Annotated in this window: 20 protein-coding genes; 19 read left to right on the plus strand and 1 reads right to left on the minus strand. The window is 72.3% G+C overall.

Annotated elements, in window-relative coordinates; translation table 11 throughout:
• Positions 1-5 precede the first annotated feature (5 nt).
• The 19 genes from P8S73_RS00970 to P8S73_RS01060 all read left to right on the plus strand — a co-directional run bounded on the left by P8S73_RS00970 (position 6) and on the right by P8S73_RS01060 (position 21,088).
• Positions 6-920 (plus strand): shikimate dehydrogenase, encoded by a 915-nt coding sequence (locus P8S73_RS00970; RefSeq protein WP_019309285.1) that lies wholly within the window; start codon positions 6-8, stop codon positions 918-920.
• Positions 921-1,163: 243 nt separating this feature from the next.
• A complete protein-coding gene (aroC, locus tag P8S73_RS00975; RefSeq protein WP_019309284.1) occupies positions 1,164-2,414 on the plus strand; it encodes a chorismate synthase in 1,251 nt (416 codons plus the stop codon).
• Positions 2,411-2,968 (plus strand): shikimate kinase, encoded by a 558-nt coding sequence (locus P8S73_RS00980; protein ID WP_039101139.1) that lies wholly within the window; start codon positions 2,411-2,413, stop codon positions 2,966-2,968. Before aroC ends, P8S73_RS00980 begins: the two co-directional genes overlap by 4 nt.
• Complete coding sequence (aroB, locus tag P8S73_RS00985; RefSeq protein ID WP_019309282.1) at positions 2,965-4,050, plus strand: 3-dehydroquinate synthase; 1,086 nt, start codon at positions 2,965-2,967, stop codon at positions 4,048-4,050. The genes P8S73_RS00980 and aroB overlap by 4 nt, the downstream gene beginning before the upstream one ends.
• A 120-nt stretch (positions 4,051-4,170) precedes the next feature.
• Positions 4,171-4,734 (plus strand): elongation factor P, encoded by a 564-nt coding sequence (gene efp, locus P8S73_RS00990; RefSeq protein WP_012398407.1) that lies wholly within the window; start codon positions 4,171-4,173, stop codon positions 4,732-4,734.
• Entirely contained in the window at positions 4,731-5,147 is a 417-nt protein-coding gene (nusB, locus tag P8S73_RS00995; RefSeq protein WP_019309281.1) for a transcription antitermination factor NusB, read from the plus strand. The genes efp and nusB overlap by 4 nt, the downstream gene beginning before the upstream one ends.
• Before the next feature lie 110 nt (positions 5,148-5,257).
• Complete coding sequence (gene pyrR, locus P8S73_RS01000; RefSeq protein WP_019309280.1) at positions 5,258-5,941, plus strand: bifunctional pyr operon transcriptional regulator/uracil phosphoribosyltransferase PyrR; 684 nt, start codon at positions 5,258-5,260, stop codon at positions 5,939-5,941.
• Positions 5,938-6,921 carry an aspartate carbamoyltransferase catalytic subunit gene (locus P8S73_RS01005; protein WP_019309279.1) on the plus strand — a complete coding sequence of 328 codons (984 nt, stop codon included), beginning with the start codon at positions 5,938-5,940 and terminating at the stop codon, positions 6,919-6,921. The genes pyrR and P8S73_RS01005 overlap by 4 nt, the downstream gene beginning before the upstream one ends.
• A gap of 7 nt (positions 6,922-6,928) precedes the next feature.
• Positions 6,929-8,239 carry a dihydroorotase gene (locus P8S73_RS01010; RefSeq protein ID WP_019309278.1) on the plus strand — a complete coding sequence of 437 codons (1,311 nt, stop codon included), beginning with the start codon at positions 6,929-6,931 and terminating at the stop codon, positions 8,237-8,239.
• Positions 8,240-8,272: 33 nt separating this feature from the next.
• Positions 8,273-8,767, plus strand: a complete 495-nt coding sequence (locus P8S73_RS01015) for a hypothetical protein (protein WP_019309277.1) — start codon at positions 8,273-8,275, stop codon at positions 8,765-8,767.
• 64 nt (positions 8,768-8,831) lie between these two features.
• The gene (gene carA / locus P8S73_RS01020; RefSeq protein WP_019309276.1) at positions 8,832-10,016 is read left to right on the plus strand and encodes a glutamine-hydrolyzing carbamoyl-phosphate synthase small subunit; all 1,185 of its coding nucleotides are present in this window, start codon (positions 8,832-8,834) and stop codon (positions 10,014-10,016) included.
• Entirely contained in the window at positions 10,016-13,336 is a 3,321-nt protein-coding gene (gene carB / locus P8S73_RS01025; protein ID WP_059281861.1) for a carbamoyl-phosphate synthase large subunit, read from the plus strand. Before carA ends, carB begins: the two co-directional genes overlap by 1 nt.
• Positions 13,337-13,487: 151 nt before the next feature.
• Positions 13,488-14,399: an orotidine-5'-phosphate decarboxylase gene (pyrF, locus tag P8S73_RS01030; RefSeq protein ID WP_059281775.1), complete on the plus strand. Its 912-nt coding sequence runs from the start codon at positions 13,488-13,490 to the stop codon at positions 14,397-14,399.
• A gap of 170 nt (positions 14,400-14,569) precedes the next feature.
• Positions 14,570-14,884 (plus strand): integration host factor, actinobacterial type, encoded by a 315-nt coding sequence (mihF, locus tag P8S73_RS01035; RefSeq protein ID WP_039101143.1) that lies wholly within the window; start codon positions 14,570-14,572, stop codon positions 14,882-14,884.
• A 37-nt stretch (positions 14,885-14,921) separates the two neighbouring features.
• Positions 14,922-15,545, plus strand: a complete 624-nt coding sequence (gmk, locus tag P8S73_RS01040) for a guanylate kinase (RefSeq protein ID WP_059281771.1) — start codon at positions 14,922-14,924, stop codon at positions 15,543-15,545.
• Positions 15,546-15,618: 73 nt separating this feature from the next.
• Entirely contained in the window at positions 15,619-16,107 is a 489-nt protein-coding gene (gene rpoZ / locus P8S73_RS01045) for a DNA-directed RNA polymerase subunit omega (RefSeq protein ID WP_121240680.1), read from the plus strand.
• Positions 16,104-17,501: a phosphopantothenate--cysteine ligase family flavoprotein gene (locus tag P8S73_RS01050; protein ID WP_224764869.1), complete on the plus strand. Its 1,398-nt coding sequence runs from the start codon at positions 16,104-16,106 to the stop codon at positions 17,499-17,501. Before rpoZ ends, P8S73_RS01050 begins: the two co-directional genes overlap by 4 nt.
• Before the next feature lie 9 nt (positions 17,502-17,510).
• Positions 17,511-18,716, plus strand: coding sequence for a methionine adenosyltransferase (metK, locus tag P8S73_RS01055; protein ID WP_019309269.1), 1,206 nt, complete (start codon positions 17,511-17,513; stop codon positions 18,714-18,716).
• Entirely contained in the window at positions 18,713-21,088 is a 2,376-nt protein-coding gene (locus P8S73_RS01060) for a primosomal protein N' (protein ID WP_396350435.1), read from the plus strand. The genes metK and P8S73_RS01060 overlap by 4 nt, the downstream gene beginning before the upstream one ends.
• A 36-nt stretch (positions 21,089-21,124) precedes the next feature.
• Here P8S73_RS01060 and P8S73_RS01065 read toward each other — a convergent pair whose 3' ends face one another.
• On the minus strand, positions 21,125-21,892 hold the full coding sequence (locus P8S73_RS01065) for a DeoR/GlpR family DNA-binding transcription regulator (protein WP_047978457.1): 768 nt from the start codon (positions 21,890-21,892) through the stop codon (positions 21,125-21,127).
• Positions 21,893-21,950 lie beyond the last annotated feature (58 nt).

Raw genomic sequence — 21,950 nt, forward strand, 5'->3', positions numbered from 1 at the left:
CCCCGGTGACACCCTCCAGGCTGCGGGCGGCCGTCCTCGGCCACCCGGTGGCTCACTCCCTGTCCCCGGCGCTGCACACCGCGGCCGGGGAGGCCTTGGGGCTGAGCACCGACTACACCCGGGTGGATGTTCCCGAGTCCGGGTGGGAGGCGTTCTGGGCGGGAGCCCGCGAGGACGGCGGGTGGAACGGGTTCTCCGTGACCATGCCCCTCAAGCCCCTGGCCGCGCGGGACGCGGACCGGGTGACCCCGCTGGTGGAAGCCCTCGGGGTGGCCAACACCCTGACCTTCACCCCGCAGGGTTCCGTGGCGGACAACACGGACGTCATGGGGATCATGGCCGCGCTGTGTGCCGCGGGGCCGGTTCCGGAGGCGCCCCGCGCCGTCGTGCTGGGCGGGGGAGCCACCGCGCACGCCGCGGTGGCCGCCCTGCGGGCCCTGGGGGCGCCCGCGGTGGAGGTGGCGGTGCGCACGGCATCCCGCGCCCGCTCCCTCGACGGTGTGGCCGGTGCGCTGGGCGCCACGGTGCACGTCCGGCCGTGGTCCGCGGCCCCCGAGCTGCTCCGGCACGCGGACGTGGTGGTCTCGACCCTGCCGCCGCGTGCCGCCGACGACCTCGCCCGGCTGTGGCGTGCAACCCGGCCCAGCGTGCACGGGGTGCTGCTGGATGTCGCGTATGACCCGTGGCCCTCCGAGCTGGCCGCCGCGTGGCAGCACGCCGGGGGAGCGATCGCACCGGGTGTCGATATGCTGATCTTCCAGGCGGTGGACCAGCTGCGCTGGTTCGTCGGGGGCGGGCCCCACGAGGAGCTGCCCCGGGAAGCATGCGTGACCGCGGCCATGTGCCGCGCGGTCGGCCGCCCGGAGCGCAGGGTGCCGGAACGGGTGCGTCGCGCGCAGGAGCGTCGTCGACCCGGGTGAACGGGGGCGTCGGTCGCACGGCGTGCCCCGAGCCGGAGAGCTGGCCAGCGCCGGAGCCCGGACGAGCGGCTCCACCTGAGCCGCAGAACGCAGAGTTGGGCAGCGCCGGTGCGCGGCAGGTGTCGGACGCGCAGTGCTCGGGACGTCCCGGAGGGTTCCACGGGTTCTCCTCCGATCTTTCGACCGCCGGATTGAAGACCACCGGGGGATCCGCCGGATCCCCCTCGAGGACTGGAGACTTGGATGTTGCGTTGGCTCACGGCCGGGGAGTCCCACGGCGAGGCGCTCGTGGGGATCGTCGAGGGCGTGCCCGCCGGTGTGGAACTGACCACCGGAATGGTCCAGGACGCGCTGGCCCGCCGCCGTCTGGGCTACGGCCGCGGGGCGCGCATGAAGTTCGAGCAGGACCGCGTGCGCATTCTGGGCGGTGTGCGCCACGGCGTCACCCAGGGCGGCCCGGTGGCCATCGAGATCGCCAACACGGAGTGGCCCAAGTGGCAGGACGTGATGAGCTCGGATCCCGTGGACCCGCAGGTCCTGGAGGGCCGCGCCCGCAACGCGCCGCTCACCCGGCCGCGCCCGGGGCACGCGGATCTTACGGGCATGCAGAAGTACGGCTTCGACGAGGCCCGCCCGGTGCTGGAGCGCGCCTCGGCCCGTGAGACCGCCACCCGGGTGGCGCTCGGCGTGGTGGCCTCGCAGGTGCTCGCCGCGCTGGGCATCCGGCTGGTCTCCCACACCACGGCCATTGCGGACGTGCGCGTGCCGGACGGTGCGCCGCTGCCCGGCCCCGGGGACGTCGCCGCGCTGGATGCGGATCCACTGCGCTGCTTCGACGCCGGGACGAGCGAGCGGATGGTCGCCGCGGTGGATTCCGCCCACAAGGCCGGGGAGACCCTGGGCGGCGTCGTCGAGGTGCTGGCCGAGGGCATGCCCCCGGGGCTCGGCTCCTACGTCCACTGGGACCGGCGGCTCGACTCGCGGCTGGCCGGGGCGCTCATGGGCATCCAGGCCATCAAGGGCGTGGAGGTCGGGGACGGCTTCCGGACGGCCGAGCGCCCGGGTTCGCAGGCGCACGACGAAACCCTCCGGGCCGACGGCGCGGTGCACCGCGTGAGCAACCGCGCCGGCGGCATCGAGGGCGGGATGTCCACGGGCGACCTGCTGCGGGTGCGGGCCGCCATGAAGCCGATCGCCACGGTGCCCCGCTCGCTGCACACCGTGGACGTGGCCACGGGCGAACCCGCCCGGGCCCACCACCAGCGCTCGGACGTCTGCGCCGTGCCCGCCGCGGGAGTCGTGGCGGAGGCCATGGTCGCGCTCGTCCTCGCGGAGGCCGCCCTCGAGAAGTTCGGCGGGGACTCCGCCGCCGAGATGGTGCGCAACCGGGACGCCTACCTCGAGGCCATCCCGGAGGCGCTGCGGACCTCGCCCGAGCTCGCGGACCCCGCCGCACTGGCCGCCCTGGACGAGGTGCGCGGGGACCTCTCGTGACGCGGGCGCCCCTGCCCGTGGTGCTGATCGGGCCCATGGCGGCGGGGAAGTCCCGGGTGGCGCGGTGCCTGGCAGGGCGCTACAGCATGGCGCACGCGGACTCGGACCAGGTCGTCGAGGCGCGCCACGGTGCCATTGCGAGGCTGTTCCGAGAGCGGGGCGAGGCGGAGTTCCGCCGCCTCGAGGCGGAGGTCGTGGCGGAGCTGCTGGACGACCCCCGCTACGCCGAGGGCGTGATCTCCCTGGGCGGGGGTGCACCCATGTCCCCGCTCGTGCAGCCGCTGCTCGAGGGCCGGACGGTCGCGTACCTGGACGTGGACCTGGCCACGGTGCGCCCCCGCATGCGGGGTGGCGCGTCACGCCCGCTGCTGCAGCCGGACCCCGAGACCCGCTGGAGCCAGATCATGGCCGAGCGCCGTGAGACGTTCGAGCGGCTCGCCACGATCACCCTGGACGCCCGCGCGCCGCGCTCGGCGTCCCAGATCGCCCACGACCTGCACACCGCCCTGGGCGCCGCCGCGCGCTCCGAGCCAGGAAAGGACCACACCGCATGAACGAGACCGTGATCCCCGTCCGAGGGGACACCCCCGAGAACCAGTACGACGTCCTGGTGGGCCACGGTCTGCTGGGCCGCGTCCCCGAGCTGCTGGGGGAGCGCGTCAAGAAGGTGCTCATCATCCACCCCCGCGCGCTGCGCGCCACCGGCGACGTGGTGCAGGAGGATCTGCGTGCCGCGGGGATCCAGAGCTTCGTGGCCGAGATCCCGGACGCGGAGGAGGGCAAGCGCGTGGAGGTCGCGGCCTTCTGCTGGCAGATCATGGGCCAGTCCGACTTCACGCGCACCGACGCCGTGGTCTCCGTGGGCGGCGGTGCCGTCTCCGACCTCGCGGGCTTCGTGGCCGCCACGTGGCTGCGGGGTGTGCGGGTGGTGCACCTGCCCACCACGCTGCTGGGCATGGTGGACGCGGCGGTGGGCGGCAAGACCGGGATCAACACCGCCGAGGGCAAGAACCTGGTGGGTTCCTTCCACCCGCCGGCCGCGGTGGTGTGCGACCTCGACTCCCTGGCCACCCTGCCCGAGAACGAGCTGCTCACGGGCATGGCCGAGGTGGTCAAGTGCGGGTTCATCGCGGACCCGCGGATCCTCACCCTGATCCAGGAGCACCCCGCCGAGGTCCGCGACAGCTCCTCCGCCGTGGTGCGCGAGCTCGTGGAGCGCAGCGTGCGCGTCAAGGCGGAGGTGGTCTCCACGGACCTGCGCGAGGCCGGGCGGCGCGAGTACCTGAACTACGGCCACACCCTGGGCCACGCGATCGAGCACAACGAGCGCTACCAGTGGCGCCACGGCGCGGCCGTGTCCGTGGGCATGGTCTTCGCGGCGGAGCTCGGCCGGGCCGCGGGCAGCCTGTCCGACGACGCCGTGGCCCTGCACCGCGAGATCCTCACCTCCCTGGGCCTGCCGGTCTCGTACCGCGCCGACCAGTGGCCCCGGCTGCTGGAGGTCATGAAGCGGGACAAGAAGACCCGGGGCAACCTGCTGCGCTTCGTGGTCCTGGACCGGATCGGCGCCCCCCGGACCATGGAGGTCCCGGACCCCGCCATCCTGTTCGCGTGCTACCAGGAGATCGCCGACTGACGCCAGGGGCCCTGCACGGCCCTCGCCCCCGCACCGGGGGATCCGGCCGCACGCGGTAGACTGGTCCGGCTCCACGAGCCGGACCCAGTGCGGCGACGTACCCGACGAGAAAGTGACACCGTGGCAACCAGCAACGACATCAAGAACGGCACCATCCTCAAGCTCGACGGCAACCTCTGGCAGACCATCGAGTTCCAGCACGTCAAGCCCGGCAAGGGTGGCGCGTTCGTGCGCACCAAGCTGCGCAACGTGACCAGCGGCAAGGTGGTGGACAAGACGTTCAATGCCGGTGCCAAGATCGAGACCGCCACGGTGGACCGCAGCGAGTACCAGTACCTGTACCAGGACGGCGACGACTACGTCTTCATGGACAACTCCACCTACGACCAGATCACCGTGCCCGGCGTGGTGGTCGGGGACGCCGCCAACTTCATGCTCGAGAACCAGAACGTGACCGTGGCCATCCACGAGGGCGCGCCGCTGTACATCGAGATGCCGCCGTCGGTGGTGCTGGAGATCACCTACACCGAGCCCGGTCTGCAGGGCGACCGCTCCACGGGCGGCACCAAGCCCGCCACCGTGGAGACCGGCTACCAGATCCAGGTCCCGCTGTTCCTCGAGCAGGGCACCAAGGTCAAGGTGGACACCCGCACCGGTGACTACCTGGGACGCGTCAACGAGTGAGCGGCGCACGGAGCAAGGCGCGGGTGCGCGCCGTCGAGATCCTCTTCGAGGCCGAGCAGCGCAACGAGTCCGTGCGGGACGCCCTGGTGCGCCGCCGCGAGAACTCGTCCTCGCCCATCAACCCGTACACCGTGGAGATCCTCGAGGGTGTGGACGAGCGCCGCGAGGACATCGACGAGTTCCTGGAGACCTACTCCCAGGGCTGGGCACTCGGGCGCATGCCCGCGGTGGACCGCAACGCCCTGCGCGTGGGCGCGTGGGAGCTGCTCTACAACGCGGAGATCCCGGACGGCGTGGCCGTCGCGGAGGCCGTGGCCGTCACCCGAGAGCTCTCCACCGACGACTCTCCCCGGTTCGTCAACGGGCTGCTGGGGCGGCTGCAGAAGGTCAAGCCCTCTCTGCTGGACGACTGAGACGATGCCCCGGTTCGTGGTTCTCACGGGCCGGGGTTTCGCGTGTGGTAGCTTCAGGACCGATCGCACCCTTTAAATTCCGTCCCGTGAGGCGGGGAAGGAGGCGGCACGTGAGCGTGCCCGAACACGCCGAGAGCGCACCGGAGGCCACCACCTCCCGCGTGATCCTCTCGACATCCGACATCGACCGGGCCCTGTCCCGGATCGCCCACGAGATCCTGGAGTCCAACAGGGGCCCCGAGGACCTCGTGCTCCTGGGCATCGCCCGCCGCGGCTACCCGCTCGCGCAGCGCCTGGCGGCGCGGCTGGAGAAGATCGACCCCGGCTTTCACGCCGCCACCTCGACCGGTCAGCTGGACATCACCATGTACCGGGACGACCTCCGCAGGAATCCCGCCCGCACCCCCCAGCCCACGCTGATCCCGGACGCCGGGATCGACGGGCGCACCGTGGTGCTCGTGGACGACGTCCTGTGCTCGGGGCGCACCATCCGCGCGGCCCTCGACGCCCTCGTGGACCTCGGGCGCCCCACGGTGGTGCGACTCGCGGTCCTGGTGGACCGCGGCCACCGCGAGCTGCCCATCCGCGCGGACCACGTGGGCAAGAACCTCCCCACGTCCTCCCGCGAGAAGGTGCGCGTGCTGCTGCGCGAGACCGATCCCGAATCCCGGGACGCGGGCCACGAGGACTGCGTGGTCATCGACGCACCGGTCGCCTCGGATGCCGACGTCGCCCGCGCACCCGGGCGTGCGGCGTCGTCGCCCGTGCCGGGACGGGCGGGTGAGCGCGCGTGAAGCACCTGCTGAGCACCACGGACCTGTCGTACGCGGACGCCGTGCGGATCCTGGACACCGCGGACCAGATGGCCGCCGTGTCCTCCCGCGAGGTCAAGAAGCTGCCCGCTCTGCGCGGGCGCACCGTGGTGAACCTGTTCTTCGAGGACTCCACGCGCACCCGGATCTCGTTCGAGACCGCCGCGAAGCGGCTGAGCGCGGACGTGATCAACTTCTCCGCCAAGGGGTCCTCCGTCTCCAAGGGCGAGTCCCTCAAGGACACGGCCCAGACGCTGATGGCCATGAGCGCGGACGCGGTGGTGATCCGCCACGCGTCCTCGGGAGCGCCGCAGCAGCTCGCGGACTCCGGCTGGATCGACGCCGCGGTGGTCAACGCGGGGGACGGCAAGCACGCGCACCCCACCCAGGCCCTGCTGGACGCCATGACCCTGCGCCGGGTCCGCTCGCGCGCCACGGGTGTGGCGAGCACCGGCATGGACCTGGAGGGCATGCACGTGGCGATCGTGGGGGACGTCCTGCACTCCCGCGTGGCCCGCTCCAACGTGTGGCTGCTGACCACCCTGGGCGCGCGGGTCACGCTGGTGGCCCCGCCCACCCTGGTGCCCGTGGCCACGGACACCTGGCCGTGCGAGATCAGCTACGACCTCGACGCCGTCCTGGAAGAGGCGCCGGACGCCGTGATGATGCTGCGGCTGCAGCGCGAGCGGATGAACGCGTCCTTCTTCCCGAGCGAGGCCGAGTACACGCGCGGCTGGGGGCTGACCGCCCAGCGCGTGCAGCGCCTCGAGGCCGTGGGGGCACCCACGGTGTTCATGCACCCCGGGCCCATGAACCGCGGGCTGGAGATCTCCTCCGAGGCCGCCGACTCCCCGCGCTCCACCGTGCTGGAGCAGGTGGCCAACGGCGTGTCCGTGCGCATGGCCGTCCTCTTCCTGCTGCTCTCCGGTGACGAGAGCGCCCCGAACCCGAGCGAGAACTGAGGTCCTCATGAGCTGCCACCTGATCAGCAACGCCCGCCCCGAGGGCGGTGACCCCGCGGACCTGCTCGTCGTGGACGGGCGGATCGCCGCCGTGGGTGCCCCCGGTTCCTTGGACGTCCCCGCGGACGCCGAGGTCCTCGACGCCTCCGGGCTCATCGCCCTGCCGGGCCTCGTGGACATGCACACCCACCTGCGCGAGCCGGGCCGGGAGGACGCCGAGACCGTGGAGTCCGGCACCCGGGCCGCGGCCCGGGGCGGGTACACGGCGGTCTTCGCGATGGCCAACTCGAACCCCGTGGCGGACACCGCCGGCGTGGTCGAGCAGGTCTGGCAGCTGGGCCGGGACGCCGGTTGGGCGGACGTGCACCCGGTGGGTGCGGTGACCGTGGGGCTGGAGGGCGAGCAGCTGTCCGAGATCCGCGCGATGGCGGAGTCCCGCGCCGGGGTGCGGATGTTCTCCGACGACGGCAAGTGCGTGCACGACCCCGTCCTGATGCGCCGGGCCCTGGAGTACGTCAAGGCCTTCGACGGCATCATCGCCCAGCACGCCCAGGAGCCCCGCCTGACCGAGGGCGCCCAGATGAACGAGGGCACCGTGTCCGCGGACCTCGGGCTCACCGGCTGGCCCGCCGTCGCGGAGGAGGCGGTCATCGCCCGCGACGTCCTGCTGGCCCAGCACGTGGACTCCCGGCTGCACATCTGCCACCTCTCCACGGCCGGGTCCGTGGAGATCGTGCGGTGGGCCAAGGAGCGCGGTGTGACCGTGACCGCCGAGGCCACCCCGCACCACCTGCTGCTCACCGACGAGCTGGTGCGCACGTTCGACCCCGTCTACAAGGTCAACCCGCCGCTGCGCACGGACGAGGACGTCCAGGCCCTGCGCCGCGCGGTGGCCGAGGGGACGATCGACGTGATCGGCACGGACCACGCCCCGCACACCACGGAGGACAAGGAGTGCGAGTGGAGCTGCGCGGCCCACGGCATGACGGGACTGGAGACCGCCCTGGCCGTGGTCCAGCACGCCCTCGTGGACACCGGGATGATCGGGTGGGAGCGGGTCGCGCAGATCATGTCCCGCCGCCCCGCGCAGATCCTCGGCCTCACGGACCAGGGCCAGGATCTCGCCCCCGGTTCCGTGGCCAACATCGTGCTGTGGGACCCCGCCGGCGCCACCCCCGTGGACCCGGCGCACCACGCCTCCAAGGCGCGCAACAGCCCGTACCGGGGGATGACCCTCCCGGGCGGGGTGCGCGCCACCTTCTACCGCGGCCACCCCGTGGTCCGTGACGGTGAGCTGACCACCCCCGTGGCCCGCTGATCCGCACCGTCCTCCCTGAAAGGTTGTCTCCCCATGTCGGACAAGCTCGTCCCCACCCTGCTCACCCTGGTCATCGTGGTGGTGCTCTTCGCCCTGATCTGGTGGGGCTGGCGGGGCCGTGTGCGGCGCCAGTCCGACGTCGCCGAGGTGACGCCCGCACCCCGGGACCTGATGAGCCGGGCCACCACACGGGTGGACGGGATGTACGTGGTCACCACCTACACCGACCAGCCGCTCGAACGCATTGCGCGCCACGGGCTAGGGGTGCGCACGAACGCCGAGGCCGTGGTGGCCCCGGACGGCGTGTTCATCAACCGCCAGGGCGCCCCGGACGTGTTCATCCCGCGCCACGACCTGCGCGCCGTGTCCACCACCTCCGGGATGGTGGGCAAGTTCGTGGAGCGTGACGGGCTCGTGGTGTTCACCTGGGACCTCGGGGACACGCGCGTGGACACCGGCTTCCGCGCCCGCACGGGCGAGGGGTCGCACGAACTCGAGGACGCGGCGTCGGCCCTGCTGAACGCCTGACTCGCGCGCACCGGGCCCGCCGCCCGCACGCTTCACGACACCTGCTCAACGAAAGGAGTTCGCGATGAACTCACCACGCATTCGACCGGCCGTCATGGTCCTCGAGGACGGCACGGTCTTCGACGGCCGCGCCTGGGGCGCCCCCGGCACCGCCTTCGGAGAGGCCGTCTTCGCCACCGGCATGACCGGCTACCAGGAGACCCTCACCGACCCCTCCTACGCGGGACAGATCGTCATCCAGACCGCGCCCCACATCGGCAACACCGGAATCAACACCGAGGACATGGAGTCCCGGCGGATCTGGGTCAACGGCTTCGTGGTGCGCGACCCCGCGCGCCGCCCCTCCAACTGGCGCAGCGAGCGCACGCTGGACGAGGAGCTCGCCGCCCAGGGCGTCACCGGCATCCAGGGCGTGGACACGCGCGCCCTCACGCGCCACCTGCGGGACAAGGGTGCGATGCGCGCCGGGATCTTCGCCGGCGACGACGCCGCACGGCCCGTCCCCGAGCTCGTGCGGCTGGTCTCGGAGCAGCCCGCGATGGCCGGGCGGGCGCTGGCCGAGGAGGTCAGCACGGACGAGTCCTACACGGTGGAGCCCTCGGAGCACGGCTGGGACGGGCCCGTGAAGCACACGGTCGCCGCCGTGGACCTGGGCATCAAGTCCATGACCCCGCAGCGGCTGGCCGAGCGCGGCGTGCGTGTGCACGTGGTGCCCGCGGCCACGACCTTCGAGCAGCTGCACGAGCTGGGCCCGGACGGCGTGTTCTTCTCCAACGGCCCGGGGGACCCGGCCACCGCGGACGACCAGGTCGGGCTGCTGCGCGAGGTCCTGGACGCCCGCATCCCGTTCTTCGGGATCTGCTTCGGCAACCAGCTGCTGGGCCGTGCGCTGGGCTTCGGGACCTACAAGCTCACCTTCGGCCACCGGGGCATCAACCAGCCCGTCAAGGACCTCGCCACCGGCACCGTGGAGATCACCTCCCAGAACCACGGCTTCGCGGTGGACGCGCCCGTGGGGGAGACCGTGACCGCACCCGAGCAGCGCTACGGGCGTGTCTCGGTGTCCCACGTGGGGCTCAACGACAACGTGGTGGAGGGCCTGCGCTGCGAGGACATCCCCGCGTTCTCCGTGCAGTACCACCCAGAGGCCGCCGCGGGACCCCACGACTCCGCGTACCTCTTCGACCGTTTTGTGGACATGATGGACCGGGCCTCCCAGGGATCCGGCTCGGAAGCAGGAGTCAACTGATGCCCCGCAGGAAAGACCTCAACAGCGTCCTGGTGATCGGCTCCGGGCCCATCGTGATCGGGCAGGCCGCCGAGTTCGACTACTCCGGCACCCAGGCCCTGCGCGTGCTCAAGGACGAGGGGCTGCGCGTCATCCTGGTGAACTCCAACCCGGCCACCATCATGACCGACCCCGAGTTCGCGGACGCCACCTACGTGGAGCCCATCACCCCGGAGACGGTCGAGAAGATCATCGCCAAGGAACGGCCCGACGCCGTCCTGCCCACCCTGGGCGGGCAGACCGCCCTGAACACCGCGCTCGCCCTGGACGCCAACGGCGCCCTGGAGAAGTACGGCGTGGAGCTCATCGGCGCGGACGTGGACGCCATCAACCTGGGCGAGGACCGCGAGGCGTTCAAGGGTGTCGTCGAGCGCTGCGGCGCCGAGTCCGCGCGCTCCGTGATCGTGCACTCCATGGACGAGGCGCTCGCCGCCGCGGAGCAGCTGGGCTACCCCATGGTGGTGCGCCCGTCCTTCACCATGGGAGGGCTCGGTTCCGGGCTCGCGTACAACGAGACGGACCTGCACCGCATCGCGGGCGCCGGCATCCAGTACTCGCCCACCTCGGAGGTCCTCCTGGAGGAGTCCATCCTGGGGTGGAAGGAGTACGAGCTGGAGATGATGCGCGACGCCAACGACAACGTGGTGGTCGTGTGCTCGATCGAGAACGTGGACCCCGTGGGCGTGCACACCGGTGACTCCGTGACGGTGGCCCCCGCGCTGACCCTCACCGACCGCGAGTACCAGCGCATGCGCGACATCGCGATCGCCGTGATCCGCGAGGTGGGTGTGGACACCGGCGGGTGCAACATCCAGTTCGCCGTGGAGCCGTCCACCGGGCGCATCGTGGTGATCGAGATGAACCCCCGCGTGTCCCGCTCCTCGGCACTCGCGTCCAAGGCCACGGGCTTCCCGATCGCCAAGATCGCCACCAAGCTGTCCCTGGGCTACACGCTGGACGAGATCCCCAACGACATCACCCGCAAGACCCCGGCGAGCTTCGAGCCCACGCTGGACTACGTGGTGGTCAAGGTCCCGCGCTTCGCGTTCGAGAAGTTCCCGGCGGCGGACCCCACGCTGACCACCACCATGAAGTCGGTGGGCGAGGCCATGGCGATCGGGCGCAACTTCACGGAGGCCCTGCAGAAGGCCATGCGCTCGCTCGAGCAGAAGGGTTCCTCCTTCAGCTTTGCGCGCCCGGCCGTGGAGCCCGGCCCCAACACGGTGGCCCGGCTGGTCTCCAAGACCGAGGAGACCACCACCGAGCGGCTGCGCAACGTGCAGCGCGCGCTGCTGGCCGGCGCCACGGTGGAGCAGGTCTTCGAGGCCACGTCCATCGACCCGTGGTTCCTGGACCAGATCCAGCTGCTCAACGAGACCGCGGACATGATCCGCGAGGATCCTGACCTGCACCCGGAGACTCTGCGCGAGGCCAAGCGCCACGGCTTCTCGGACGCCCAGATCGGGGAGCTCGTGCACCTGGACGAGTCCGTGGTGCGCGGCGTGCGCCACGCCCTGGACATCCGCCCGGTCTACAAGACCGTGGACACGTGCGCCGCGGAGTTCGAGGCGTTCACCCCGTACCACTACTCCTCGTACGACCAGGAGACGGAGGTGGCCCCGCACGAGAAACCCTCGGTGATGATCCTGGGCTCCGGTCCCAACCGGATCGGGCAGGGCATCGAGTTCGACTACTCGTGCGTGCACGCCTCCATGGTGCTGCGCGAGGCCGGGTACGAGACCGTGATGGTCAACTGCAACCCCGAGACCGTGTCCACCGACTACGACATCTCCACGCGGCTGTACTTCGAGCCGCTGACGTTCGAGGACGTCATGGAGGTCGTGGAGGCCGAGCGCCGTTCCGGCGGGCTGCTGGGCGTGTTCGTGCAGCTGGGCGGGCAGACCCCGCTCAAGCTCGCGGCGGACCTCAAGGCCGCGGGGGTGCCGATCCTCGGCACGAGCCCCGAGGCCATCGACCTCGCAGAGGACCGCGGAGAGTTCGCCCGCGTGCTCACGGAAGCCGGTCTGCGCCAGCCCAAGAACGGCACGGCGTACGACTTCGAGCAGGCCAGCCGGGTCGCCCACGAGATCGGCTACCCCGTGCTCGTGCGCCCCTCGTACGTGCTGGGTGGCCGCGGGATGGAGATTGTCTACGACGAGACCTCCCTGAAGACCTACCTGGAGAACGCCACGGAGGTCAGCCCCAGCCGCCCCGCGCTGATCGACAAGTTCCTCGAGGACGCCATCGAGATCGACGTGGACGCGCTGTTCGACGGCCGCGACTGCTACGTGGGCGGGATCATGGAGCACATCGAGGAGGCCGGGATCCACTCCGGCGACTCCGCGTGCGTGCTGCCGCCCATCACGCTCGCCCCGGACGTGGTCGAGCGCGTCCGCGCGGCCACCGAGGCCATTGCCCGCGGCGTGGGCGTGAAGGGTCTGATCAACCTGCAGTTCGCGCTCGCCTCGGACGTGCTGTACGTGATCGAGGCCAACCCGCGCGCCTCGCGCACGGTGCCGTTCGTCTCCAAGGCCACGGGCGTGCAGATGGCCAAGGCCGCCGCGCTGATCGGCACGGGGCGCACGGTGGCGCAGCTGCGCGCCGAGGGTGTGCTGCCCGCGGACCACGACGGCACCACGCTGCCCGAGGGCACGCCCACGGCGGTCAAGGAGGTCGTGCTGCCGTTCGCCCGGTTCCGCACGCCGGAGGGCACCGTGGTGGACTCGCTTCTCGGTCCCGAGATGCGCTCCACGGGCGAGGTCATGGGCGTGGACAAGTACTTCGACACCGCGTTCGCCAAGGCGCAGGCCGCCGCGGGCGGTCCGCTGCCCACCTCGGGATCCCTGTTCGTCTCGGTGGCGAACAAGGACAAGCGCTCCGCGGTGATCCCGGTCAAGATGTTCGCGGACCTGGGCTTCGAGATCGTCTCCACGGGCGGCACCGCGCAGGTGCTGCGCCGCAACGGCATCGAGTCCACGGTGGTGGCCAAGATCGCGGACGCCGAGGGCGACGAGCCCACAGTGGCGGACCTGATCACGGACGGGAAGATCGACCTGATCTTCAACACCCCCTCCGGCGGCCAGGCGGCGCGCGGGGACGGCTACCAGATCCGCGCGGCGGCCACCTCGGTGGGTGTCCCCATGATGACCACGGTCTCGGAGCTCGGTGCCGCGCTGCAGGCCATCACCGCGCAGCGGCAGTACTCGTGGTCCGTGACCTCCCTGCAGGAGCACGAGCAGACCCTGCGTGAGCGTGCCGCCCAGGGGGCCTCCCGTGACTGAGCCCTCCCACGGGCGCCACAGCGCACCCACCCCGCCCGACGCCGCCGTGCCCGCCACGGGCGCCCACCGCCCCACGACGCCGCCCGCGCACCGCGGCGAGCCCGCCGCGGGTTCGGGGCGCGAGCCCTTCGGGGTCCGGCTGCAGCGGGCCATGGCCGAGCGGGGGCCGCTGTGCGTGGGCATCGACCCCCACCCGGGGCTGCTCGACGCCTGGGGTCTGCCGCGCACCGCGCAGGGGCTCGAGACCTTCTCCCTGCGGGTCGTGGAGGCCGCCGCCGGCCGGGCCGCGGCGCTCAAACCGCAGGTGGCGCTGTTCGAGGCCCTCGGCTCGGCGGGCATCGCGGTGCTCGAACGCGTGCTCGCGGAATCCACGGCCGCGGGGGTCCTCAGCATCGCGGACGCCAAGCGCGGTGACATCGGTTCCACGATGGCGGCCTACGCGACGGCGTGGCTCTCCGACGACTCGCCCCTCGCGGCGGACGCCGTGACCCTGAGCCCGTACCTGGGCTTCGAGTCGCTGCGCCCCGCGCTGGACCTGGCGCGCGCCACCGGCCGGGGGACCTTCGTGCTCGCCCTGACCTCCAACCCGGAGGGCGCCAGCGTGCAGCACGTGGGCGGTGAGGACTCCGTGGCCGCGGGCATCCTCTCCGCCGTGGCCCACGAGAACCGGGCGCCGGGCGCGCGGGGCCCCGCGGCGTCGTCGTCCGCCCAGGCATCCGGACAGGGCCCGGCACGTCACACGGACGATCGTGATCAAATCGTGACGTCGGCGGGAACGGGCGGGCTGGGCTCGTGCGGGGTGGTGATCGGAGCCACCGTGGGCGAGGCCATGGGCCGCCTCGGGATCGACCTCCGGGAGCTGAACGGGCCGGTCCTCGCGCCGGGATACGGTGCGCAGGGAGCGGACGCGGCCGCCGTCGCCTCGGTGTTCTCCCAGGTCAGGGGCACGGTGCTGGCCAACTCGTCCCGTGACGTGCTCGCTCACGGCCCGGACGTCCGTGCCCTGGGGGAGGCCGTCACGCGCTCGGCGGAGGAGCTCGCGGAGCACCTGCAGCGCGTCTGACCCCCGGCACGACCGCCCCCTGGAACGCGAGCCCCGGAGCTCGTCAGGGGACGGTCGTGCATTTACCCCCCGCAAAGTCCTCGGGTACTTTCGGTGGGAGACGGCCCCGTTCGCCACCCCCCTCTCGCGCGACCGGTCGGGCCGTCGGGCTACCACGAGGAGAGCTGGGAATGGCACTGCGGCCACTGACGGATGACGAGCGCGCCAGGGCGCGGGAGAAGGCGACGGCGGCCCGGTCCGTGCGCGCCGAGATCAAGAAGGGGCTGCGGGACGGCACCGTCTCCGTGGCCGAGGTGCTGCGCCGCGGCGACGAGGACGAGGCCGTGAGCCGCCTCAAGGTCACCGAGCTGCTGGAGTCCACCCCCGGGATCGGCAGGGTCCGGTCCGCCGCGATCATGGAGCAGATCGGCATTGCCCCCACCCGCCGCGTGCGCGGGCTGGGCCAGCACCAGCGCCGCGCGCTGGTGGAGTACCTGGACCGCTGAGGAACCACCGCGCGGGCGGTGGCTCCCGGTTGGTACAGTGACGGACGAGTTCGACCCGACCGTCACCGCACCCCCGGAGGTATTCGTGCCCGCATCGCCCACCGTGACCGTTCTGGCCGGGCCCACGGCCGTGGGCAAGGGCACCGTGTCCACGTACGTGCGGGACCACTACCCGGACGTGTGGCTCTCCGTCTCGGCCACCACCCGGGCCCCCCGCCCGGGCGAGGTGGACGGCGTGCACTACTTCTTCGTCGGCGACGCCGAGTTCGACCGCATGATCGACGAGGACGACCTGCTCGAGTGGGCCGTGGTGCACAACCTCCACCGGTACGGCACCCCGCGGCACAAGGTCCAGGAGGCACTGGCGGCCGGGCGCAGCGTGCTGCTCGAGATCGACCTGCAGGGTGCGCGCAGCATCCGGCAGGCCATGCCCGAGGCCCAGTTCGTCTTCCTGGCCCCGCCCAGCTGGGACGAGATGGTGCACCGGCTGGTCGGCCGGGGCACCGAGACGCCCGAGCAGCAGCAGCGTCGGCTGGAAACGGCTAAACTGGAACTCGCGGCGCAGTCCGAGTTCGATCACACGGTCGTCAACGACACCGTGGAGCGCGCCGCCGCAGAGCTTGTGGCACTCATGGGGCTGCCGGGTGAGCAGGGGCGCTGAGCGCCTCGCCACCCTGGCCCACCACCGCGGAGCGCCCCGCACGCCACCGACATCTACGTCCACCACAGGAGTCATGAAGCACGTGAGCACGAACAACGAAGGCATCGTCAACCCGCCCGTCGATCGGCTGCTCGACAAGACGGATTCCAAGTACGGACTCGTGATCTTCGGGGCCCGCCGCGCCCGTCAGATCAACGCGTACTACTCGCAGTTGCACGAGGGCCTGTTCGAGTACGTGGGTCCGCTGGTGGACACCCAGCTCAACGAGAAGCCGCTGTCCATCGCGTTCCGCGAGATCGACGAGGGGCTGATCGAGGCCGACCACGTGGCCCACGCCGGGTTCACCCCCAACGGCCAGATGGTCAGCGACGAGCCCACCGCCACGGACATGTTCACCGGTGACTTCTTCGCCCAGGGCGAGGAGCAGGACTCCACCGCCATGTTCTCGGACGGCACCCAGCTGCCGGCCTCGGAGGAGACCCCCGCGCAGGACTCCACGGAGACCGCGGAGACTGCGGTCGAGGAGACCGCCGAGGACTCCGCGGAGCCCACCGAGCAGTGACTGAGCCGCACTCCGGCCACGCCCCCGTCCCCGCCCGGCCCGCGCCCCTGCGCGTGGTGCTGGGTGTGGGCGGGGGCATTGCCGCATACAAGGCCGCGCTCGTCTCCCGGCTGCTGTCCGAGGCGGGGCACCACGTGGTGCCCATGCCCACCCGGGCGGCGCTGGAGTTCGTGGGTGCGCCCACGTGGGAGGCCCTCACGGGGGAGCACGTCTCGGAGTCCGTCTTCGACCGCGTGGACACCGTGAACCACGTGGCCCAGGGCCAGGCCGCGGACCTCGTGGTGATCGCCCCAGCCACCGCGGACCTCATGGCCCGCATCGCGCACGGCCACGCGGACGACCTGCTGAGCACCACCGTGCTCGCCACGTCCGCGCCCGTGCTCCTGGCGCCGGCCATGCACACGGAGATGTGGCTCAACCCGGCCACCCAGCGCAACGTGGCCCTGCTGCGCGAGCACGGCCACACCGTGATGGAGCCCGCCACGGGCCGGCTCACCGGCACCGACAGCGGCCCTGGTCGGCTTCCCGAGCCGCAGGACATCGTCGACGCCGCCCTGGCCCTTGCCGCTCGGACGGCTCCCTCCAGCGCGGGGCGCTCCGATGCCGCCTCCATCGGCTCCGCGAGCACCCCCGACGCCGCATCGTCCACCGTCACGGCTGCGCCTGCCGGGGCCCCCACCACGGACCACGCCGGCTCCGACCCCGGGGTGCTGGCCGGACGTCGCGTGCTGGTCACCGCGGGTGGCACCCGTGAGGCACTGGACCCCGTCCGCTTCCTCGGCAACCGCTCCTCGGGCAAGCAGGGCGTTGCCCTGGCCCGGGCGGCACGCGAAGCGGGCGCGGACGTCCATCTGATTGCGGCCCACGTGGAGACCGATCTTCCGCACGGCATGCGCACCACCCGCGTGTCCTCGGCGCGCGAGCTCGAGGAGGCCACGCTGACGGCGGCGGCCGAGAGCGACGTCGTGGTCATGGCCGCGGCCGTGGCAGACTTTCGCCCGGACACCGTGGGGGAGCACAAGATGAAGAAGTCCGAGGACGGCACGGACCCCGTGATCCGGCTGGTGCGCAACCCGGACATCCTGCGCGCCGTGGTGGCGCAGCGGGACGAGCACGGCCTGGACCAGCTCGTGGTGGGCTTCGCGGCGGAGACCGGGGACGCCGAGCATTCTGTGCTGGACTTCGGCCGCGCCAAGCTGGCCCGCAAGGGCTGCGACCTGCTGGTGCTCAACGAGGTGGGCACCGACAAGGTCTTCGGCCGGGACGAGAACGAGGTGGTCGTGCTCTCCGCCCGGGGTGCCGAGGAGGCGTCCACGCGGGGGAGCAAGGACGAGGTCGCCCGGTTCATCGTGGAGCGCATCGCGCGGGAAGAGGGTGTCGGCGCCGCCGGGTAATGTGGTGGCGTGAGCGCATCGACTGAGCACCTGAGAATCTTCACGTCCGAGTCCGTGACCGAGGGCCATCCGGACAAGATCTGCGACCAGATCTCGGACTCCATCCTGGACGCGCTGCTCAGCGAGGACCCCCAGTCCTCCGTGGCCGTGGAGACCATGGTCACCACCGGTCTCGTGCACGTGGCCGGGGAGGTCAAGACGGACGCGTACGTGGAGATCCCCCACATTGTGCGCAAGACCCTGCTGGACATCGGCTACAACTCCGCGGTGCACGGCTTCGACGGAGAATTCTGCGGCGTGTCCATCAGCGTGGGTGAGCAGTCCAACGAGATCTACGACGGCGTCTTCAACTCCCTGGAGGAGCGCACGGGGATCGCCAAGGACCCGCGGGATGCCCAGGGCGCGGGGGACCAGGGCATCATGTTCGGCTACGCCTCGGACGAGACCGAGGCGCTCATGCCCGCTCCCATCCTCCTGGCGCACCGGCTCTCCGAGCAGCTCACGCGCGTGCGCAAGACCGCCGTGCTGCCCGAGCTGCGCCCGGACGGCAAGACCCAGGTGACCCTGGGCTACGACGGCCACACCCCCGTCTCCGTGGACACCGTGGTGGTCTCCTCCCAGCACGCGGAGAACTACGACCTCGACCAGCTCACCCGGGACATCACCACGTGCGTGATCGAGCCCGTCCTGGGCGACTCCGGCCTGGACCTCTCCGGCACGCGGATCATCGTGAACCCCGCGGGCAACTTCGTGCGCGGCGGGCCCGTGGGGGACGCGGGGCTCACCGGGCGCAAGATCATCGTGGACACCTACGGCGGCATGGCCCGCCACGGCGGTGGCGCGTTCTCCGGCAAGGACCCCTCCAAGGTGGACCGCTCCGCCGCGTACGCGATGCGCTGGGTGGCCAAGAACGTGGTGGCCGCAGGGCTCGCACGCCGCGCGGAGGTCCAGGTGGCCTACGCGATCGGCCAGGCCCACCCGGTGGGTCTCTACGTGGAGACGTTCGGCACCGAGACCGTGGATCCCGTGCGCATCGAGAACGCGATCACCGAGGTCTTCGATCTGCGCCCGCTCGCGATCATCGAGGACCTGGACCTCAAGCGGCCCATCTACGCCAAGACCGCGGCCCACGGGCACTTTGGCCGCACGGACCCCGACTTCACGTGGGAGCGCACCGACCGGGTGCAGGAGCTGCGTTCCGCCGCGGGGCTGTGACCCCCGGGCCGGACACCCCGGAGCCGACGGAGACCCCGGAACGCGAGCACACTCCCGGACCGGGGGCCACCTCGGAACCGGAGAAGACCTCCGGTGAGCAGCTCACGCTCGCGGGCCTGCCCCCGGCGCCGGAGCCCCGCGCCGCGCGCTCGGGTGGTTCCGCCGGCCCGGGAGAGGCGGGGCCCAGCCCCCGGGGTGCCGCCCTGGGCTCCGAGGGTGTGGCCGCCGAGAACCCTGTGGCCCGGGTGCTGCTGGAGGCCTACGTCCCCCACCTGGACCGGGTGTTCGACTACCGGGTGAGCGCCGCCCTGCACGAGCAGGCCGTGGTGGGGGCCAAGGTGTCCGTGATCTTCTCCGGGCGCAAGATGTCCGGGTGGGTTGTGGAGCGGGTGGCGCACACCGACGTTCCGGAAGAACGGCTGCTGCCCATCCGACGGGTGCTCTCACCGCTGCCGGTGGCCGCCCCGGAGATCGTGGACCTCGCGGAGGCCGTGGCTCAGCGCTGTGCGGGAACCGCAGCGGACGTGCTGCGCGTGGCCATCGCGCCCCGGGTCGCACGCGTGGACAAGGAGTTCACCGCGGGGGACGCCACGCCCGCACCAACGGAGGAACCATCACGCGACACCAGGGAGCAGCCGTCACCCGGGGAACAGGACGGGGAGGGCGACGACGCCGTCACCGCGTCGCCCGAGGTCTGGGAGCACTACACGCACGGGCCCGAGTTCATAACCGCCGTGGCGTCCGGGAGGCCGGTGCGCGGCGTCGTCGAGGTGCTGCCGTCCGCCGAGGACCACGACTGGGCGCGCCTGACCGCGAACGCCATGGCCACCGCGTACGCCGCCGGTCGCGGCGCGGTGGGAGTGGTCGCGGACCACAAGGCCCTGGAACGGCTCGAGACCGCGCTGCACGAGCTGGTGGGGGAGGACGCCGTGGTGCGGCTGCACGCCGGGGACGGCCCCACCCCGCGCTACCGCGGATTCCTGGAGCTCGCGCTGGGCCGCAAGCGGCTCGCCGTGGGCACGCGATCCGCGGCCTACGCCCCCGTGCAGGACCTCGCCCTGGTGTGCTGCCACGACGACGGGGACGTGAACTTCGTGGAGCAGCGCGCCCCCTACCAGCACACCCGGGACGTCCTGCTGCTGCGGGCCCAGCAGCAGGGCCTGGCCGCGCTGTTCACCGGCTACGCCGTGAGCCCGGAGGCCCAGCGCCTCGTGAGCACGGGGTGGGCCGTGCGGCTGGCCCCGGGCCGGGCGCTGCTGCGCAGGTGCTCCCCGCGGATTGAAGCGACCTCGGACTCCTACAACACGGCCCGCGATCCGCTCGCGGCCCGCGCGCGCCTGCCGCACGAGGCGTTCCGGGTGGCGCGCGCGGCCCTCGAGAAGGGACCGGTGCTCGTTCAGGTGGCCCGCAAGGGCTACGCGCCGGTCCTCGCCTGCCAACGGTGCCGCACACCGGCGCGCTGCCACGCGTGCGACGGGCCGCTCTCCCTGTCCTCGGCGAACGCCGCGCCGGTGTGCACGTGGTGCGGACGGCAGGCGCACGAGTGGAGCTGCGCGGAGTGCGGCTTCACCAGGGTGCGCCTGAGCTCCGTGGGCGCCGGGCGCACCGCCGAGGAACTCGGGAGGGCCTTCCCGCAGGTGCCCGTGATTTCGTCTTCCGAGCACACGGTCCGGGCGCGCGTGGGATCCGCTCCCGCGCTCGTGGTGGCCACCCCCGGGGCGGAACCGGTGGCCGAGGGAGGGTACGCCGCGGCCCTGCTGCTGGACGGCAACCAGATGCTCGCCCGCCCGTGGTTGCGCGCCGAGGAGCAGACCCTGCGCCGGTGGTTCAACGCGGCCGCGCTCGTGCGCTCGACCGAGCACGGCGGCACGGTGGTGGTCACTGCGGACCAGGACCGCGCCGTGTCCGCGCTCGTGCGCTGGGACCCCGCCGGGCACTCCGAGCGGGAGCTGCACGAGCGCCACGAGCTGGGCCTGCCACCGGCGGTGCGCACCGCGGCGCTCACGGGTCCCCGCGGGGCGCTCGCGGCCACCCTGCGGGACCTCCAGCTGCCCGAGCGGGTGCGCGTGGTGGGGCCCGCCCCGGTCGAGAACACACCCGGCAATGGCGCTGACGTCGCGGAGAACGACACCGGGGAGACGTCCGATGGCATCCTCGACGGGCTCGCGCGTCCGGGTTCCGCGGAGACCGTGCGCCCGGGCCGGGTGGGCGCAGGATCCGGCGAGGACCGGCCGTACCGCGCCCTGCTGTTCTTCGGGTTCGGGATCGGGCCCAAGATCACCGCGGCGTTGCGCGCGGAGAAGGCCCGGGCCTCGGCCCTGCGGGAGCACGCGCCCGTGAACGTGCGCTGCGACGTCGCCGACCTGCTCTGAACCACCCGGCAACGGCTCGGCCTCGCGCGGGCGGCCTCACACGCTCGGGACGACCGTGACCTCCACGCCCGCGTCCTCGAACGGCTCCAGAGCGGATCGGGGAGCGTCCTCGGTGGTCATCAGGTGGGTGAGCTCCGAGATCGCCGCGAAGCGGAACGTCGAGGGGCGGGAGAGCTTGTCCGCAGTGGCCACCAGCACCCGACGCTCGGAGGACTCGATGGCTGCGGCCTTGATCGCCGCGTCCTCGGGCAGGTCGCACACGAGCCCTCGCGTGGGGGAGACCGCGCACGCGCCCATGACGAACACGTCCGCGTTCAGAGAGCGCACGGCGTCGGTGGCCTGGGTGCTCAGCTGCGCGAGGGTGTCCGTGGTGACCACCCCGCCGGGGACGACGACGCGCGCGGCGGGATCGCTCGCGAGCACCGTGGCGCTGTGCAGGGACAGGCACACCGCGGTGAGCGGCCTGCCCACCAGCTGGGTGGCCACGGCGTGGCACGTGGTGCCGTTGTCGATGATCACGGTTTCGTGATCGCTGATCAGGTCGCACACCGCCTGCGCCAGGGCCGTCTTGCGCTCCAGGTCCTCGCCCAGGCGCAGCGCATAGGGCAGCTCCTCCCCGGACCGCACCGCGCGGGCGGCACCTCCGGGCACGCGGCGCAGGGCGCCGTGGGCCTCGAGCGTGGCCAGATCCCGGCGGATGGTCACGGGGGAGGCGCCCGTGAGTCGGCTCAGCTCGTCGACGGTCATCCGGCCGGAGCCGCGCAGGGACTGGACGATCATCTTGGCCCGTACTGATCGGTGCATGTGATCATTCAGCCACCTACCGTGATCAGTAGGCAAGTTCTCCGCTGATCTCGGAAGG

Source organism: Kocuria sp. ChxB (assembly GCF_044359605.1).
In the GTDB taxonomy this organism is placed as follows: Bacteria; Actinomycetota; Actinomycetes; order Actinomycetales; family Micrococcaceae; genus Kocuria; species Kocuria rhizophila.